Annotated in this window: 15 protein-coding genes; 12 read left to right on the forward strand and 3 right to left on the reverse strand. The window is 71.3% G+C overall.

What is annotated here, in order from left to right; genetic code table 11:
* The first annotated feature begins 114 nt into the window (after nucleotides 1–114).
* Nucleotides 115–1,281, forward strand: a complete 1,167-nt coding sequence (locus K377_RS33705) for a hypothetical protein (protein WP_237551429.1) — start codon at nucleotides 115–117, stop codon at nucleotides 1,279–1,281.
* A gap of 13 nt (nucleotides 1,282–1,294) precedes the next feature.
* Here K377_RS33705 and glgX read toward each other — a convergent pair whose 3' ends face one another.
* Nucleotides 1,295–3,586 (reverse strand): glycogen-debranching protein, encoded by a 2,292-nt coding sequence (gene glgX, locus K377_RS33710; protein ID WP_375605981.1) that lies wholly within the window; start codon nucleotides 3,584–3,586, stop codon nucleotides 1,295–1,297.
* 163 nt (nucleotides 3,587–3,749) lie between these two features.
* Between glgX and K377_RS33715 the strand changes: the two genes are divergently transcribed.
* The 8 genes from K377_RS33715 (at nucleotide 3,750) to K377_RS33750 (ending at nucleotide 11,547) form a co-directional block, all read left to right on the forward strand.
* Nucleotides 3,750–4,958 (forward strand): Ig-like domain-containing protein, encoded by a 1,209-nt coding sequence (locus tag K377_RS33715; RefSeq protein ID WP_258395218.1) that lies wholly within the window; start codon nucleotides 3,750–3,752, stop codon nucleotides 4,956–4,958.
* 199 nt (nucleotides 4,959–5,157) lie between these two features.
* Entirely contained in the window at nucleotides 5,158–6,357 is a 1,200-nt protein-coding gene (locus K377_RS33720; RefSeq protein ID WP_111667420.1) for an Ig-like domain-containing protein, read from the forward strand.
* Between the two features lie 119 nt (nucleotides 6,358–6,476).
* Nucleotides 6,477–7,244, forward strand: coding sequence for an enoyl-CoA hydratase/isomerase family protein (locus K377_RS33725; RefSeq protein WP_111667421.1), 768 nt, complete (start codon nucleotides 6,477–6,479; stop codon nucleotides 7,242–7,244).
* Nucleotides 7,245–7,528: 284 nt separating this feature from the next.
* Nucleotides 7,529–8,032 carry an ATP-binding protein gene (locus K377_RS33730; RefSeq protein WP_111667508.1) on the forward strand — a complete coding sequence of 168 codons (504 nt, stop codon included), beginning with the start codon at nucleotides 7,529–7,531 and terminating at the stop codon, nucleotides 8,030–8,032.
* A gap of 302 nt (nucleotides 8,033–8,334) precedes the next feature.
* Nucleotides 8,335–9,129, forward strand: a complete 795-nt coding sequence (locus K377_RS33735) for a polysaccharide deacetylase family protein (protein ID WP_111667422.1) — start codon at nucleotides 8,335–8,337, stop codon at nucleotides 9,127–9,129.
* Nucleotides 9,126–10,307 carry a YncE family protein gene (locus tag K377_RS33740; RefSeq protein WP_111667423.1) on the forward strand — a complete coding sequence of 394 codons (1,182 nt, stop codon included), beginning with the start codon at nucleotides 9,126–9,128 and terminating at the stop codon, nucleotides 10,305–10,307. The genes K377_RS33735 and K377_RS33740 overlap by 4 nt, the downstream gene beginning before the upstream one ends.
* Before the next feature lie 51 nt (nucleotides 10,308–10,358).
* Nucleotides 10,359–11,276: a MerR family transcriptional regulator gene (locus K377_RS33745; RefSeq protein ID WP_111667424.1), complete on the forward strand. Its 918-nt coding sequence runs from the start codon at nucleotides 10,359–10,361 to the stop codon at nucleotides 11,274–11,276.
* Between the two features lie 55 nt (nucleotides 11,277–11,331).
* Nucleotides 11,332–11,547 carry an EF-hand domain-containing protein gene (locus K377_RS33750; protein WP_111667509.1) on the forward strand — a complete coding sequence of 72 codons (216 nt, stop codon included), beginning with the start codon at nucleotides 11,332–11,334 and terminating at the stop codon, nucleotides 11,545–11,547.
* 68 nt (nucleotides 11,548–11,615) lie between these two features.
* Here the strand turns inward: K377_RS33750 and leuA are convergent, their stop codons facing one another.
* Nucleotides 11,616–13,319, reverse strand: coding sequence for a 2-isopropylmalate synthase (leuA, locus tag K377_RS33755; RefSeq protein WP_111667425.1), 1,704 nt, complete (start codon nucleotides 13,317–13,319; stop codon nucleotides 11,616–11,618).
* Nucleotides 13,320–13,505: 186 nt separating this feature from the next.
* Between leuA and K377_RS33760 the strand changes: the two genes are divergently transcribed.
* Together K377_RS33760 and K377_RS33765 are read left to right on the forward strand one after the other, a co-directional pair.
* Nucleotides 13,506–14,192, forward strand: coding sequence for a FadR/GntR family transcriptional regulator (locus K377_RS33760; RefSeq protein WP_111667426.1), 687 nt, complete (start codon nucleotides 13,506–13,508; stop codon nucleotides 14,190–14,192).
* 67 nt (nucleotides 14,193–14,259) lie between these two features.
* On the forward strand, nucleotides 14,260–14,922 hold the full coding sequence (locus K377_RS33765) for an NADPH-dependent F420 reductase (RefSeq protein ID WP_111667427.1): 663 nt from the start codon (nucleotides 14,260–14,262) through the stop codon (nucleotides 14,920–14,922).
* A 19-nt stretch (nucleotides 14,923–14,941) separates the two neighbouring features.
* Here the strand turns inward: K377_RS33765 and K377_RS33770 are convergent, their stop codons facing one another.
* The gene (locus K377_RS33770; protein WP_111667428.1) at nucleotides 14,942–15,493 is read right to left on the reverse strand and encodes a glycoside hydrolase family 25 protein; all 552 of its coding nucleotides are present in this window, start codon (nucleotides 15,491–15,493) and stop codon (nucleotides 14,942–14,944) included.
* A 248-nt stretch (nucleotides 15,494–15,741) separates the two neighbouring features.
* On the opposite strand from K377_RS33770, the gene K377_RS33775 reads away from it, so the two are divergent.
* Nucleotides 15,742–16,731, forward strand: coding sequence for an Ig-like domain-containing protein (locus K377_RS33775; protein ID WP_111667429.1), 990 nt, complete (start codon nucleotides 15,742–15,744; stop codon nucleotides 16,729–16,731).
* The last annotated feature ends 12 nt before the right edge of the window (nucleotides 16,732–16,743 follow it).

Consider the following 16,743-nt stretch of genomic DNA (forward strand, 5'->3'; position numbering starts at 1 on the left):
GCCGGGACATCGTAGGGCGCCGCGTCCCGGCGGCTCTTACCGGCCTTCTCCGGACACAGCCGGATTCGCCGTTGTCACCCCGCGCCCGGCGACGACACGCTGACCGGCGTGGTCATGTCCTCCGCCACCGGGCGTCCCGACGACGTCCCGGCCCCGCGGCAGCGGCCCGCGCGCGTGCTGCGCGCCCTCGCCGTGTTCGCCGCCGTCCGGCTCACGGGTGCCGTGCTCGTCGTCGTCCTCGACCACTGGGCGGGCCGCCCACCGGCCCAGGCGCTGACGCACACCTGGGACTCCAAGTGGTACCTGAGCATCGCCCGGCACGGCTACGACCATCACTGGCGGGAGTCCGCGGCCGGCCTCCTCCAGACCGACCGGGCGTTCTTCCCGCTGTACCCGGCGCTGATCAGAGCCGTCTCCACGGTGCTGCCGCTGTCGACCGGGCAGGCGGCGCTGCTGATCGCGTGGAGTGCGGCGCTCGTGGCGGCCTGGGGCGTGTACGCGGTCGTCCACCGGGTCCACGGGGTCGCCGTCGCCACCGTCACCGTCGCGCTGTGGGCGATGCTGCCGCACTCGGTCGTCCTCACCCTCGCCTACACCGAGCCGCTGTTCTGCGCGCTCTCCGCCTGGTCGCTGCACGCGCTGCTCACCCGTCGCTGGCTGCTCGCGGGCGCGCTGTCCGCGTTCGCGGGCCTGACCCGGCCGAGCGGGTTCGCGGTCGCCGCGGCCGTCCTGGCGGTGGCCGTCCACGAGGCCGTACGCCACCGGGGGCGGATCCCCGTGACCCTGTGGGCGGGGGCGCTCCTCGCGCCCGCGGGCTGGGCCGGATACGTGCTGTGGGTCGGCGCGCGCACCGGCGACCTGCTGCACGGCTACTTCACCGTGCAGGCCGCCTGGAACTCGCGGATCGACTTCGGCGTCCGGACCCTGCGCTTCCTGCGCGGCCTGTTCCTGGACGGCGGCAAGGCCGGCTATCCGCTGGCGCTGGTGATCGTCGCGGCGGCGCTGCTGCTCTTCGCCCTGCTGTGCCTGGACCGGCCACCGCTCGCGCTCCTGGTGTACACGGGCGCGCTCGTGGCCCTGGTGGTCCTCGGCTCCGGCCCGTTCGGCTCCAAGCCGCGCTTCCTGCTGCCCGCGTTCCCGCTGCTGATCCCGATGGCGCGGGCCATGGTGCGGGGCTGGTGGGCGCGGCGGGCCCAGGTGATCGCGGTGGCGACGGCGCTGGGCGCGGTGTCCCTCTGGTACGGGGCGTACCTGGTGGTCCTCGCCCGGCAGCCGCTCTGAATCCGGCCCGGACCTACGCCCGCACCCGCAGCAGCAGCACCGTCCGCGCCCCCACCGTCACCGTGCCGCCCGCCGGGTGCCGTACGCCGGGCGGTGCCTCCTGGGACTCCTCGCCGGTGTCGACGACGACCTCGTACTCCCGGGCCCACGGCTCGCCGGGCAGCACGAAGCTCTCCGCGCGGTCGCCCGCGTGCAGCACCGCGAGGAAGCTGTCGTCCTCGACCGGTTCGCCGCGCGCGTCCCGGCCCGGGATGTCCCGCCCGGAGAGGTACATGCCGAGCGTCGCCGCCGGCGCGTACCAGTCCCGCTCCGTCATCTCCGTACCCCGGGAGGTGAACCACGCCAGGTCCCGCAGCCCGTCCGCCGAGTGCGCACGCCCCGAGAAGAACGCCCGGCGGCGCAGCACCGGATGCGCGTGGCGCAGCGCGATCAGCCGGGCGGCCAGGTCGAACAGTGCGCGCCAGCCCGGGTCGTCCAGGAGGCTCCAGTCGACCCAGCCGATCTCGTTGTCCTGGCAGTAGGCGTTGTTGTTGCCGCGCTGGGTGCGCCCGAACTCGTCGCCCGCGACCAGCATCGGCACGCCCGTCGACAGCAGCAGCGTCGTCAGCAGGTTCCGCAGCTGCTGCCTGCGCAGGGCCGCCACCGACGGCTCGGCAGGCTCGCCCTCGGCGCCGCAGTTCCACGACCGGTTGTCGTTCGACCCGTCCCGGTTGCCCTCGCCGTTCGCCTCGTTGTGCTTGCGCTCGTAACTCACCAGGTCGCGCAGGGTGAACCCGTCGTGCGCGGTGATGAAGTTGACCGACGCGTACGGCCTGCGCCCGCCCCACGCGTACAGGTCGCTCGACCCCGACAGGCGGTAGCCCAGATCCCGTACGTCGGGCAGCGCGCCGCGCCAGAAGTCCCGTACGGCATTGCGGTAACGGTCGTTCCACTCCGTCCACAGCGGCGGGAAGGCGCCCACCTGATAGCCGCCCGAGCCCACGTCCCACGGCTCGGCTATCAGCTTCACCCGGCGCAGCACGGGGTCCTGCGCGATGACGGCGAGGAACGGGGAGAGCATGTCGACGTCGTGCATCGAGCGCGCCAGCGCCGCCGCCAGGTCGAAGCGGAAGCCGTCGACACCCATCTCCGTCACCCAGTACCGCAGCGAGTCGGTGATCAGGCGCAGCACGTGCGGCTGGACGACGTGCAGGGTGTTGCCGCAGCCCGTGTAGTCGGCGTAGCGCCGGGCGTCGCCCTGGAGACGGTAGTAGCCGCGGTTGTCGATGCCCTTGAGAGACAGCATCGGGCCCAGCTCTCCGGCCTCCGCCGTGTGGTTGTAGACGACGTCGAGGATGACCTCGATCCCGGCGTCGTGCAGCGCCCGCACCATCCGCTTGAACTCGCCGACCTGCTGCCCGGCCGTGCCGGAGGCCGCGTACGCCGCGTGCGGGGCGAAGTAGCCGATCGAGTTGTAGCCCCAGTAGTTCTTCAGGCCCCGGCGCAGCAGATGGTCCTCGTGCGCGAACTGGTGCACCGGCAGCAGCTCCACCGCCGTCACCCCTAGCTTCACCAGGTGCTCGATCGCCGCCGGATGCGCGAGACCGGCGTACGTGCCCCGCAACTCCTCAGGAATCCCCGGGTGTTGCCGGGTGAAGCCGCGCACGTGCAGTTCGTAGATGACCGAGTCCGCCCACGGGGTCTTCGGGCGCCGGTCGTCCGCCCACTCGTCGTCCGGCGCGTCGTCGTGCACCACGACACCCTTGGGGACGTACGGCGCCGAGTCCCGGTCGTCGCGCACGGTGTCCGCCACATGCTGCTCCGGCCAGTCCCGTACGTGCCCGTAGACCTCGGGCGGCAGCCCGAACTCGCCGTCCACCGCGCGCGCGTACGGATCGAGGAGCAGCTTCGCCGGGTTCCACCGGGCGCCCGTCCACGGGTCCCAGCGGCCGTGCACCCGGAAGCCGTAGCGCTGCCCCGGGCGCACCCCGGGCACGAACCCGTGCCAGATCTCGTGCGTCAACTCGGCCAGCGGCGAACGGCTTTCGCGGCCCTCCTCGTCGAACAGGCACAGCTCCACGCGCTCGGCGCCGCCCGCCCACAACGCGAAGTTGGTGCCCGCGACGCCGTCGGGGCCGACCCGGAAGCGGGCCCCGAGCGGCATCGGCGCCCCCGGCCACACCGGACCCACCGGCGGCGTGAACTCCCGCTCTCTGCCCCGCCCGATCAGCGCGGACGGCACCGGCCGTCCCTGACCCGCCGTACCGTTCGGCACGGCCGTCCCCGTGCCGGACTGCACGGCCTCCTGCTCGGGTGCGCTCGACACCTGTCAGCCTCCCGCGGCTCCACGACTGGCGGGCCGGAGCGGGGCGCGCGCGGCGTCCCGGCCGCGCTCCCCTCAAGCCCTCCCCAGTGTTCTGCCCAGAGCTTGCCTCGCACTCACGTTTCCCCAGCGGGGTGCCCGTCGTTGGCCTGGCGTGAAAACTGCTGTGAGGCGCGCGCGGCGCGCAGGGGCGACACTGGGCGCCGTACTGACAGGGGCAGGACTGGTCGGCGCTCTCGCCGGCTGCGACTCGCACGAGGTGCTCGGCAAGCCGCGCGCGCCCGAGGACATGATCCGGGTGACACCGGACGACGCGAGCAAGAACGTGAAGGGCGACGGCACACTCCGGGTAGAGGTCCCGGAGGGCAGGCTGCAGTCCGTCAAGGTCGTCCGGATCCAGGACGCGCAGGAGGAGGCCGTGCCCGGCCGGCTGGACGAGGACGGCACCCGGTGGCGGCCCACCGGGCGGGACGCCGAAGGGCTCGCGCTCGCCGCGCAGTACACGGTCGACGCGGTCGCGGTCGACGACCACGGGCGGCGGATGGCACGCCACACCACCTTCACCACCTTCGTCCCCGACGAGCGCTTCATCGGCTACGTCACGCCGGAGAACCGGGCCACGGTCGGCACCGGCATGATCGTGAAGCTGGCGTTCAACCGGGAGATCGAGAACCGGGCCGCCGTCGAGCGCGCCGTCCGCATCACCGCCGAGCCCGCCGTGCCGATCGCCCCGCACTGGTTCGGCAAGGAGCGGCTCGACTTCCGCCCGCAGAAGTACTGGAAGCCCGGCACCAAGGTCACCGTCGACCTCAACCTGCGTGACGTGGAGGGCGCCTCGGGCGTCTACGGCCTCCAGCACAAGACGTTCACCTTCACCATCGGGCGCAGCCAGGTGTCCACCGTCGACGCGGCCGCGCACACCATGCGGGTCGTCCGTGACGGCGAGCTGCTCGACACCCTGCCGATCACGGCGGGGGCGCCCAGCTCGACCACGTACAACGGGAAGATGGTGGTGACCGAGATGCACGAGGTCACCCGGATGAACAGCCGCACCGTCGGGTTCGGCGGCGAGTACGACATCCCGGACGTGCCGCACGCGATCCGGCTCACCGACTCCGGCACCTTCCTGCACGGCAACTACTGGTCGGGCGGCGCCTTCGGCTCCGCCAACGTCAGCCACGGCTGCGTCGGCCTGCGCGACGTCAAGGGCGGCAGCTCCCTCACCCCCGCCGGATGGTTCTTCGACCACACCCTCGTCGGGGACGTCGTCGAGGTGCGCAACAGCGCTGACAAGAAAGTGGCTGCTGACAACGGGCTCGGGGGCTGGAACATGGACTGGAGGACGTGGAAGGCCGGGGGCGCCGCGCATTCCTAGCCACTGACGCGAAGGGCCGGTGCCCCGGAAAGCGACGGACCACGATCCGAAAGGGGGGTGGGGCACCGGCGGTTGGGACTAAACGGTGACATAGTTCGGGGCTCCGTTTTCCCAGGTCGTGTGGTTATCTTTCGCAGTGCGCGCGCGGACGCGCAGGGGTGCAGGCCCTGGACCCGGGCCTGGCGAGGGGAGAGACATCTTGAACGGGCGACGGCCGATATCGGCGGCTCTGCTGGGCGCGGCACTGCTGCTGGTCACCGCGTGCGGTGGCGGGGGCGGTTCGGACACGGGGAACGACGGCAAGGGAAAATCCGACAAGGCGGGTGAGGACACCAAGGCGTCGGCCGCCGTGGTGACCGTGGCACCCAAGGACGGCGCGAAGAGCGTGGCGACCAGCGGGGCGCTCAAAGTCACGGCCGACAAGGGCAAGTTGACCGCGGTCGAGGTCGCGGACAGCAAGGGCAACAAGGTCGACGGCAAGATCGCGGAGACGGGCACGTCCTGGGCCCCCGACCACCATCTGGCCGCGTCCACCACGTACAAGGTGCACGCGGTGGCCAAGGACGAGGACGGCCGCGAGTCGGCCAAGGACACCAGCTTCACCACGCTCACGCCGAAGAACACCTTCATCGGTACGTTCACTCCGGAGGACGGCTCGAAGGTCGGCGTCGGCATGCCGTTCTCGATCCGCTTCACGCGGGGCATCACGCACCCCGAGGACGTCGAGAAGGGCATCTCGATCACGACCGAACCCGCGGTCGACGTCGAGGGCCACTGGTTCGGCAACGACCGCCTGGACTTCCGTCCCGAGGAGTACTGGGCGGCGGGCACCGAGGTCACCGTGAAGCTCAACCTCGACGGGGTCGAGGGCCGCGACGGTGTCTACGGCAAGCAGGTCCGCACGGTGAAGTTCACCATCGGGCGCAGCCAGGTCTCCACGGTCGACGTGAAGACGAAGAAGATGACCGTCAAGCGCGACGGCAAGACCATCAAGACGATTCCGGTGACCACCGGCAAGCCCGGTTACGACACCTGGAACGGCCAGATGGTCATCAGCCAGCGCCTCACGGTGACCCGCATGAACGGCGAGACGGTCGGCTACGGCGGCGAGTACGACATCAAGGACGTCCCGCACGCCCAGCGCCTGACCGACTCCGGCACCTTCATCCACGGCAACTACTGGGGCGGCGACGCCTTCGGCAACTACAACGCCAGCCATGGGTGCATCGGGCTGCGCGACGTGCGGGGCGGGTACGACGGCAAGATCGCGGCCGCCTGGTTCTTCAACCAGTCGCTCACCGGTGATGTGGTGATCGTGAAGCACTCGAAGGACAAGACGGTCGCCCCGGGCAATGGCCTGAACGGCTGGAACATGTCCTGGGCCGACTGGAAGAAGTAACCGGGTCCCCGCGCCCCGCAAGGGGCGCGGGGAACTGCGCGACCGGCCGTCGCGGCGGGACGGCCGCGTGACGAAGCGCACCACCCCCCACGCGGTGAACGCCCGCTAACCTGCGGAGCATGACCGCAACCCTCGAAATCGCCGACGGCGTGGGCACCATCACCCTGGCCCGTCCCCCGATGAACGCCCTGGACGTCGCCACCCAGGACCGCATCAAGGAACTCGCGGAAGAAGCCACGGCCCGGGACGACATCCGGGCCGTCGTCGTGCGCGGCAGCGAGAAGGTGTTCGCGGCCGGCGCCGACATCAAGGAGATGCAGGCCATGGACCACGCGGCCATGGTCGTACGGTCCCGCGCCCTCCAGGACTCGTTCACCGCGGTGGCCCGCATCCCCAAGCCCGTGGTCGCCGCGATCACCGGCTACGCCCTGGGCGGCGGCTGCGAGCTGGCCCTGTGCGCCGACTACCGGATCGCCGGTGAGAACGCCAAGCTCGGCCAGCCCGAGATCCTGCTCGGCCTGATCCCGGGCGCGGGCGGCACGCAGCGGCTGGCCCGCCTGATCGGCCCGTCGAAGGCCAAGGACCTGATCTTCACGGGCCGCCACGTGCGGGCCGACGAGGCGCTGCGGATCGGCCTGGTCGACCAGGTCGTCCCGGCGGACGAGGTGTTCACCGCCGCCCACGCCTGGGCCGCGAAGCTGGCCCAGGGCCCGGCGATCGCGCTGCGCGCCGCGAAGGAGTCCGTCGACGCGGGTCTGGAGACGGACCTGGAGACCGGCCTCGCCATCGAACGGAACTGGTTCGCGGGCCTGTTCGCCACCGCCGACCGGGAGACCGGAATGCGCAGCTTCGTGGAGGAAGGTCCGGGCAAGGCGAAGTTCGCCTGACGGCCCTCGCGGACGGTGCGTCAATTCCCTTGCGGGCAAGCAGAGTTGATCACGTCCCCCGTTGGAGCGCATTATCCCTGCCTTAAGGGAACCTTAAGCGATCTGGGCCGGTGACGATCATCGACTGCCCGCGCGCGGTGAATCATTGCAGGTCAGACGGGCTGTAACAACCCTCTATCTGTCACTGGCATATGCCAGAAGAGCCCCCCGGAATGAGGCGTTCCGGGGGGCTTATTCAGCCGGAACGGTCCCACGGGCCCCGCTGGGCAGCCATCATGGTGGGCATGGCGGGGCTTGAGGGTGTCGAACAGCCGCGGAGGCACGGCGGTGCGACCGCGGCGCGCTGGTCTCCCGCGGTGGAGGACGAGCACGCGCTGCGGGCGCTGGAGTTGTTCGGTAATCCGACCGAGGCGGAGGTGCCGCTGCCGTCGCGCCCGGAATCGGCGGCGACCGCGCGGCGGCTCGCCCAGGTCGTCATCCTCCGGCACTGGGGCCTCTCCCCGAAGATGACCGAGGACGCGGTCCTGCTCGTCTCCGAACTCGTCGGCAACGCGGTGCGGCACACCGGAGCCCGCGTCTTCGGCCTGCGGATGCTGCGCCGTCGCGGCTGGATCAGGATCGAGGTCCGCGATCCGTCCCGCGGCCTGCCCTGCCTCATGCCGGTCCATGAACTCGACGTCTCCGGGCGCGGCCTCTTCCTCGTCGACAAGATCTCCGACCGCTGGGGCGTGGATCTGCTGCCGCGCGGCAAGACGACCTGGTTCGAGATGCGCGTCGCCGACCGCTGACCCCTGCCCCGCCCGTCCTGGAGACGCACGAAAGCCCCCGTTCTCGCCGTTGTGCGGCGCCGCGGGGGCTTTCGTGTGGTGCGCCGCGGACATGGGGGTGAGTTCCGCGGCGGCTGTGGACGACCGGCCCGGGTCAATGGAGGTCGTAGCACCGATCATGGCAGACGGGACCAGGAACGGCCAAATGAATCATTGGTGACAAGGGTCATCGGCCTCGCAAATAAAGGAAATGTGCAGACGGTGTTCAGCAATCATTAAGGCCCTCGGGTCGGTAGAAGGCTTTCGCCCCGGATCGCCCTTAAATAAGGCGGGTGACTCAGGCAGAACCGATCCGACGCCGCTCCGCCCTGCGCGCGGGAGCCGGACTCACCGCCGCTCTCGCCGCCGGCTGCGCCCCCGCCGAGCAGACCGACACCGCCACCAGCGCGCCGGCCCCGAAAGCCCACCGCACCGCCCCCGCCACCCGCGCCGCACCCGGCCCCCGCCGCTTCCCCGGGCAGCCGGCCCAGATCGCCCACGGCCCGCGCTCCACCGACCAGGTCGCCCTCACCTTCCACGGGCAGGGCGACCCGGACGTCGCCCACGCGCTCCTGAAACAGGCGGAACGGGCCCGCGCCCGCATCACCGTCCTCGCCGTCGGCACCTGGCTCGACAAGCACCCCGACCTGGCCCGGCGGATCATCGACGGCGGCCACGACCTCGGCAACCACACCATGCGCCACATCGGCATCAGCGAGCTGCCCGAGGACGAGGCCCGCGCCGAGATCACCGACTGCGCCGACCGCATCCGCCGCCTCACCGGCTCCATCGGCACCTGGTTCCGGCCCTCCCGCAACCGCACCGCCACCCCGCTCGTCGCCCGCCTCGCCCGCGGCGCCGGCTACCCGCACGTCCTCTCGTACGACGTCGACTCGCTCGACTACACCTCGCCGGGGCAGGAGGCCGTCGTCCAGAACGTCGTCTCGGCCGTGCGGCCCGGCTCGATCGTCAGCCTCCACTTCGGCTACGCGGACACGGTCAAGGCCCTGCCGACCCTCCTCGACCACCTCGACCGTCGCGGCCTGTCCGCGGTGACCTGTACGGAGCTGCTCTCGTGAACCTCACCCGCCGTACCGGCCTCCTGCTGACCGCCGCCGTCCTCGCCGCACTGACCGGCTGCGGCACCGAGACCGGCAGCACCGGGCGCACCACCCAGGGCGCGATCAAGGCCGTGAAGCCGGCCGTACCGAAGCGCCAGGCGGTGTACGGGCTGCCCGGGATGCCGCCCGTCCTCGACACCGAGGACGTCTACGCCGCCGACCGCCCGAACAAGCTCTCCCCGGTGGTCAAGGACTTCCCCTCCCGGATCTACGTCCCCAACACCGAGTCCGACACCGTCAGCGTCATCGACCCCAAGACGTTCAAGGTGACCGAGACGATCCGGGTCGGCCGCCAGCCCCAGCACGTCGTCCCCTCCTGGGACCTCAAGACGCTCTGGGTCAACAACGACAAGGGCAACACCCTCACCCCCATCGACCCGCGCACCGGCAAGGCGGGCGCCCCGGTCGACGTCCACGACCCGTACAACCTCTACTTCACCCCCGACGGCAAGCACGCCGTCGTCATGGCCTCGCTCGACCGCGAACTGGTCTTCCGCGACCCGCACACCATGAAGATCCAGCACACCGAGCCGGTCTCCTGCTACGGCGTCAACCACGCCGACTTCTCCCTCGACGGCCGCTACTTCATCGTCAGCTGCGAGTTCAGTGGCGAACTGCTGAAGGTCGACACCGCGAAGATGAAGGTGGTCGCCCAGCAGAAGCTCCCGTTCCACGGGGCGATGCCGCAGGACGTCAAGGTCTCCCCGGACGGCAAGCGGTTCTACATCGCCGACATGATGGCCAACGGCATGTGGGTGCTCGACGGCGACACCTTCGCCACCCCGAAGCTGCTGCCCACCGGCAAGGGCACCCACGGCCTCTACGTCAGCCGCGACTCCCGGGAGATGTACGTCTCCAACCGCGGCGAGGGCACGATCTCCGTCTTCGACTTCCCCGCGAACCGCCTCACGAAGAAATGGAAGCTCCCCCAGGGCGGCAGCCCCGACATGGGCGGCGTCTCGGCGGACGGCAACACCCTCTGGCTCTCCGGCCGCTACGACTCCGAGGTCTACGCGATCGACACCCGCACCGGCGTCGAACTGGCCCGCATCCCGGTCGGCAACGGCCCCCACGGCCTCGCGGTGTACCCGCAGCCGGGCCGCTATTCGCTCGGTCACACGGGGATCTTCCGCTGACCGTGCCGGACGCTTGAGTCTCCACCCGCTGGAGGGCTCAGACTCCTTGGCATGACCGACGAACGACCCCGGTTGCTCACGATCGGAGAGCTGGCCCGCCGCGCCGGACTCACGGTGCGCACCATCCGCTACTGGTCCGACGAGGGCGTCCTGCACCCCGTCACCCGCAGCGACGGCGGCTACCGGCTCTACGACGCCGAGTCGGTGGCCCGCCTGGAACTGATTCGCACCCTGCGCGAGCTGGGCCTCGGCCTGGACGACGTACGCAAGGTGCTGGCCGGGGAGCGGGACATCGCCTCGGTGGCCGCCGCCCACGTGGTGGCCCTCGACGCGCAGATCCGGGTGCTGCGGCTGAACCGCGCGGTGCTGTCGACGGTCGCCCAGCGGAATTCGAGCGCCGAGGAGATGGCCCTGATGAACAGACTGGCACGGCAGTCCACCGCCGAACGCAAGCGCATCATGGACGAGTTCGCCGAGGAGATGCTGCACGGCCTGGACACCGTCGACCCGGCGGTGCAGGAACGGATGCGCGGCATGAGCGCCGGGCTGCCCGACGACCCGACCCCCGAACAGGCCGACGCCTGGATGGAGCTGGCCGAACTCCTCCAGGACCCCGGATTCAAGGCACGGATGCGCCGGGCCGCCGAGTACAACGCCGCCGACCGCGGCCCCGACGACCAGGCCGGCCGCTCGATGTGGTTCCTCAAGAAACTGGTCACCCTCGCCGGGGACGCCGTCCGCGCGGGCACCGACCCGGCCTCGCCCGAGGCCGACGGCGTGCTGTGCGACCTGCTCGGCCCGGACGCCGACCGCGCCGCGGTCCTGGACCGGCTGCTCGCCACCATGGACGACAAGGTCGCCCGCTACCGCGAACTGCTGTCCGTGCTGAAGGGCTCGACCGCACAGCCCGCGCACCGTCCGGAGTTCGCCTGGGTACTGGCTGCACTCCGGGCCCACCCGGCCGGTTAATCTGACCTCCGTCAATACGGCAACACGAGCAGTACGTAAACGAGGGGTGGTCCCGGTGGCGAGCATCGAGGAAGCACGCAAGGCGTTCGACCGGTTCGACGCGGACGGCGACGGCTTCATCACGGCGGCCGAGTACAAGAGCGCCATGGCGCAGATGGGCGACTTCAACGTCACCGAGTCGGTGGCCGAGGTCCTCATCGCCCGGCAGGACACCGACGGCGACAAGGTGCTGTCCTTCGACGAGTTCTGGGCCAACCTGAACAAGGCCTGAGCACCGGGATACCCACCGCGCCCGCCGGGCCGGGACCACACGGATCCCGGTCCGGCGGACGCGTGTGCTCAACCCTCCGTCGCGGCGGCCCGGTTCACCGCCGACAGCACCGCCCCGACGGACGCGGCCAGCACCGAGGTGTGCCGCGCCGCGCCCCATGCGCGCGCCCGTCCCACCCGGCAGCGCGCGTAGGCGACGGCCTCGCCGCCCGAGCCGGCGCCGAGGGCGTGCTGGGCGAAGGACTCGATGTCGGCGTCCACCCCCGCGGCGCGCAGCGCGTCGCCGAAGGCGGCCAGCGGACCGTTGCCCTTGCCCTCCAGCTCCCGGCGCTCGCCGTCGACCTCCACGGTGCAGGCGAAGTGATGCACCTCCGCGCCGTCCCGCCGGGCGGCCCAGTCGACCAGGCGCACCGGCCCGCCGGCGTCCAGATAGCCGTCCCGGAACAGCGCGTACAGCTCGTCCGGGCCCGCCTCGCGCCCGCTCGCGTCGGTCGCCTCCTGGACCGCCCGCGCATACTCGGGCCGCATCTCCCGCGGCAGGTCGATGCCGTGGTGCTCCCTCAGCAGATACGCCATTCCGCCCTTCCCCGACTGGGAGTTGATCCGGATGACGGCCTCGTACGAGCGCCCGAGATCGGCCGGGTCCACCGGCAGGTACGGCACCTCCCACGGCCCGTCCGGGTCCGCGGCACGGTGTGCGAAGCCCTTGCTGATCGCGTCCTGGTGGGTGCCGGAGAACGCCGTGTGGACGAGGTCGCCCGCGTACGGGTGGCGGGGGTGCACGGGCAGCTGGTTGCAGTGCTCGACCGTCTCGCGCACCGCGTCGATGCCGGAGAGGTCCAGCTTCGGATCGACGCCCTGCGTGTACAGGTTCAGGGCCAGGGTCACCAGATCGACGTTGCCGGTGCGCTCGCCGTTGCCGAACAGACAGCCCTCCACCCGCTGCGCGCCCGCGAGCAGGGCCAGTTCGGCGCAGGCGACCCCGGTGCCGCGGTCGTTGTGCGGGTGCACGGAGAGGATCACGGAGTCGCGCCGGGCCAGGTTCCGGTGCATGTACTCGATCTGGTCCGCGTAGACGTCCGGGGTCGCGGTCTCGACCGTCGTCGGCAGATTGTGCGTGACCGGCCGGTCCGGGCTCGCGTCCCACAGCTCGGTCAGCCCGTCGCAGAGCTCCAGGGCGAAGTCCGGCTCGGTCAGGTTGAAGGTCTCCGGCGCGAACTGGAACCGGATGTGCGCGTCCCCGCGGGCGTGCGCGAGCCGGGCCATGCGGGTGCCCGCCTCCCGGACCAGGGCCAGGATCTCCGCGCGGGTCCGGCCCAGCACCACGTCCCGCCAGACCGGCGACGTCGCGACGTACAGATGGACGACCGCGCGCGGCAGCCCCTCGATGCTCGCGAAGGTGCGCTCGATCAGGTCCGGCTTCGCCGGGGTGAAGACGACCGGGGTCACGTCGTCCGGGACGGCGCCGCTCGTGACGAGCTGCCGTACGAAGTCGAAGTCCGTCCGGCTGGCGGACGGGTAGCCGACCTCGATCTCCTTGAAGCCGGTCCGCACCAGCAGTTCGAAGAAGCGCCGCTTGCGCGCGGCGTCCATCGGCTCGGCCAGCGCCTGGTTGCCGTCGCGCAGATCGACCGGCACCCAGAGCGGGGCCTCGGTGATCCGCCGCCCCGGCCAGCCCCGCTCCCGTACCGGCGGGGCGGCGACGCGTTCGTGATGGGGGCGGTAGCGGTGGAACGGCATGGGGGAGGGGGTCTGTGGATTCCAGCGGTACATCGGACGCGTCCTTCGCGGTCGACGGATGACGACCGGCAGCACGGCACCCCGCGGCGGGGTGCCGGTCGCGTCAGGCCCCGCCGCGGCTGCCGAGAAGAAGGAGTCCGCGCATCATGAACACGGTCGGTAGACTAGCCACACCTCAGCTCCTCAGACAAGTACTCCTCAGACAAGTTGGTGACACCGGTGTCGGTGGGTCCGCTCCGCCCCAGCCCCCTCGTCGAACAGGCCGCCGAGCGCCTGCGCGCCCAGATCGCCGACGGCACCTGGCCCGTCGGCGCCCGGCTGCCCGGCGAGACCACCCTCGCCAAGGACCTCGGCGTCGGCCGCTCCACGGTCCGCGAGGCGCTGCGCGCGCTCGCCGGGGCCGGGATGGTGCGGCCCCGGCAGGGCGCCGGTGTCTTCGTGACGGCGACGCGGCCCGTGGAGGACTTCCCGGCCCGGCTGCGCAGGGCGGCCGTCGCCGACGTCTACGAGGTCCGCACGCTCCTGGAGGTCCAGGCGGCCCGGCTCGCGGCCGGGCGGCGCACCGACGACGACATCGCCGCGATGCGGGCGGCCCTCGCCGCGCGGCGGGCGGCCGCCGACGGTCCCGGCGACGCCTTCGTCGACGCCGACATCGCGCTGCACGCCACCGTCGTCGCCGCCGCCCACAACCCCGTACTGACCGACCTGTTCGCGGAGTTCGCACCGGCCCTGCGGCAGGGCCTCATCGACCTGCTCGACCTCGTCGACGTACCCCGCGCCGAGCGCGACCACGGCGACGCGGCGCACGCGGACCTGGTGGACGCGGTCGTGGCGGGCGACGCCGAGACCGCGGGCCGGGTGGCGCAGGCCGAGCTTGCGGCCGTTCAGGGGAAGCTCGGGTCCTGAGGAATAGCCCGTCCGTTCCCCGGGTTCGCATTCGATGCACATGCATGAATCTCCGAAGGGACGAGACATGAAGATCGGCATCATCGGCGCGGGCAACATCGGCGGCAACCTCACCCGGCGCCTCACCGCCGTCGGCCACGACGTCCACGTGGCGAACTCGCGCGGCCCGCACACCCTCACCGAGCTCGCCGAGGAGACCGGCGCGACCCCCGCCACCATCGAGGACGCGGTCCGCGGCGCCCAGGTCGTCGTGGTCACGATCCCGCTGAAGGCGGTCCCGAACCTGCCCGAGGGGCTGCTCGGCTCGGCGGCGCCCGACGTCACCGTCATCGACACCGGCAACTACTACCCGCAGCAGCGCGACGGGAAGATCGACGGGATCGAGGACGAGGGACTGACCGAGAGCCGCTGGACGGAGCGCCAGCTCGGCCACGAGGTCGTGAAGGTCTTCAACGGCACGTACGCGGCCGACATCGTCGACAAGGCCCGCCCCGCCGGCGCCCCCGACCGCGTCGCCCTGCCGATCGCCGGAGACGACGCGGCGGCGAAGCAGGCCGTCACGGCCCTCCTCGACGAGATCGGCTTCGACGCCGTCGACGCGGGCGGCCAGGACGAGTCGTGGCGCCAGCAGCCCGGCACCCCGGTCTACGGCCTCGCCTCCGACGCCGAGGCCGTCCGCAAGGCGCTGGCCGCGGCGTCCCCGGAGCGCACGGCGGAGTGGCGCGCCTGACGGACGCGCATACCTGCCGTCAGGGCGTGGCCCAGTCGCGCAGCGTGCTCTCGCTCGTGAATCTGGCCACGTTCTTGTCGTGCGGGGTCGACGTGTACTGGTGGATCGTCCACTTCGCCTGGATGCGGGGCTTGCCCGCCGTGACGTAGTCGGCGATCCACAGACCGTCGCCCGCGTACGACGTGGTGTCGTGATTCAGCCAGTAATCGCGGTTGCAGTACAGCAGGACCTTGTTGTTCGGGCGCAGGCGCTTCACCTCGCGGATGAAGTGGTCCTTGTCGGCGTTGCTCGCCCGGGTGCCGTCGCCGGTCGTCTCCCAGTCGACCGCGAGCAGGTCGCCGGCCTTCTCGGGGGCCTTGCTCACGAAGTAGGCGGCCTGGGCGGCGATGTTCCCCGGCCACAGGAAGTGGTAGAAGCCCACGACGCACTCGCCGTCTCTGGCCAGTTTCGTCTGGTGGGTCAGGCGCGGATTGACGTAACTGCGCCCCTCCGTGGCCTTGATGAAGACGAACGACTGGCCGTCCGTGTCGAACGTGGACTGGTAGGAGCTGACGTCGATGCCGTGGAGCATGTGGGGCCTCCTGGTCGGTGGGGACGACGAGGTTGAACTGTCATGGTCCCCGCATGCTCCCGGATCCGAACCTGCCTGCGGGCGGCTTTACGGGGAAGGCGCCGGTTGTGCGGGCGCGCGTGTGGGTGCCCGCAATCTTGGAACACGCTTTACGTGTCCACATGCAACTGAGCCCACCCGGACAGGGGTCTGACAGAAGGCCGGGCCCCGGATTCGGAGGGCGCGGACCGAGGAGAGTGGGGCAGGACGTGGGACGGCGCAAGGGCGGCGGAATAGGTATCGCACTCGTGACGGTCGCGGTGCTCGTGGGGACGAGCGCCTGCGGCTCGGGCGGCGGCAGCGATCAGGCGGACGGGAAGAACGGCAAGCCGGGGAAGCCGAGCGCGAGCGCGTCCCCGTCCCCGACGAAGCCCAAGGGCCCGCCGATGCTGCTGGAGACGATCATGCCGCAGAGCGGCACCACGGTCGGCGTGGCCATGCCCGTCTCGGTGGTGTTCACCAACCCCGTCGCCGAGAAGGCCCGTGCTTCGGTGGAGAAGCACATGAAGGTCAGCGCCTCGCAGCCGGTGGAGGGCGCCTGGCACTGGTTCGGCGACAAGCGCGCCGACTGGCGGCCGAAGGACTACTGGCCCTCGGGGACCAAGGTGAAGGTCGTCGCCGACATGGAGGGCGTCAGCAACGGCAACGGGCGGTACGGCACGCACAGCTACACCCACACCTTCAAGGTCGGCGACGACGTCCGCGCGGACGTGTCGGTCAGCGGCCACACCATGAAGGTCACGAAGAACGGGTCGACGCTGCGCACCCTGTCCATCAACGCGGGCAGCGCCGAGTACCCGACCTGGAACGGCACGATGGCCGTGATCGACAAGCAGGAGAAGGTCCACATGACCTCCTGCAGCGTCGGCATCAGCTGCGACAAGGGCAGCGCCAACTACTACGACCTCACCCTGCCCTGGGACGTGCACCTCACCCAGTCCGGTACGTACGTGCACTACTCGACCGGCGACCCCAACCCGGGCAGCGGCAGCGCCCGCGGCTCGCACGGCTGTGTGCATCTGTCGATGTCGGACGCCAAGTGGTTCTACGGCCAGGTCAAGCAGGGCGACCCGGTGACGATCACCGGCTCGCCGCGCGCCAAGGCCCCGGCCGACAACGGCTACGCGGCGTTCAACCTGAGCTGGGACCAGTGGCTTCAGGGCAGCGGGACCGGAGAGGGGACGACGGCCACGCTGTGACCGCCGCCCCGC

It is taken from the genome of Streptomyces sp. PsTaAH-137, from assembly GCF_003259365.1.
Lineage (GTDB): Bacteria > Actinomycetota > Actinomycetes > Streptomycetales > Streptomycetaceae > Streptomyces.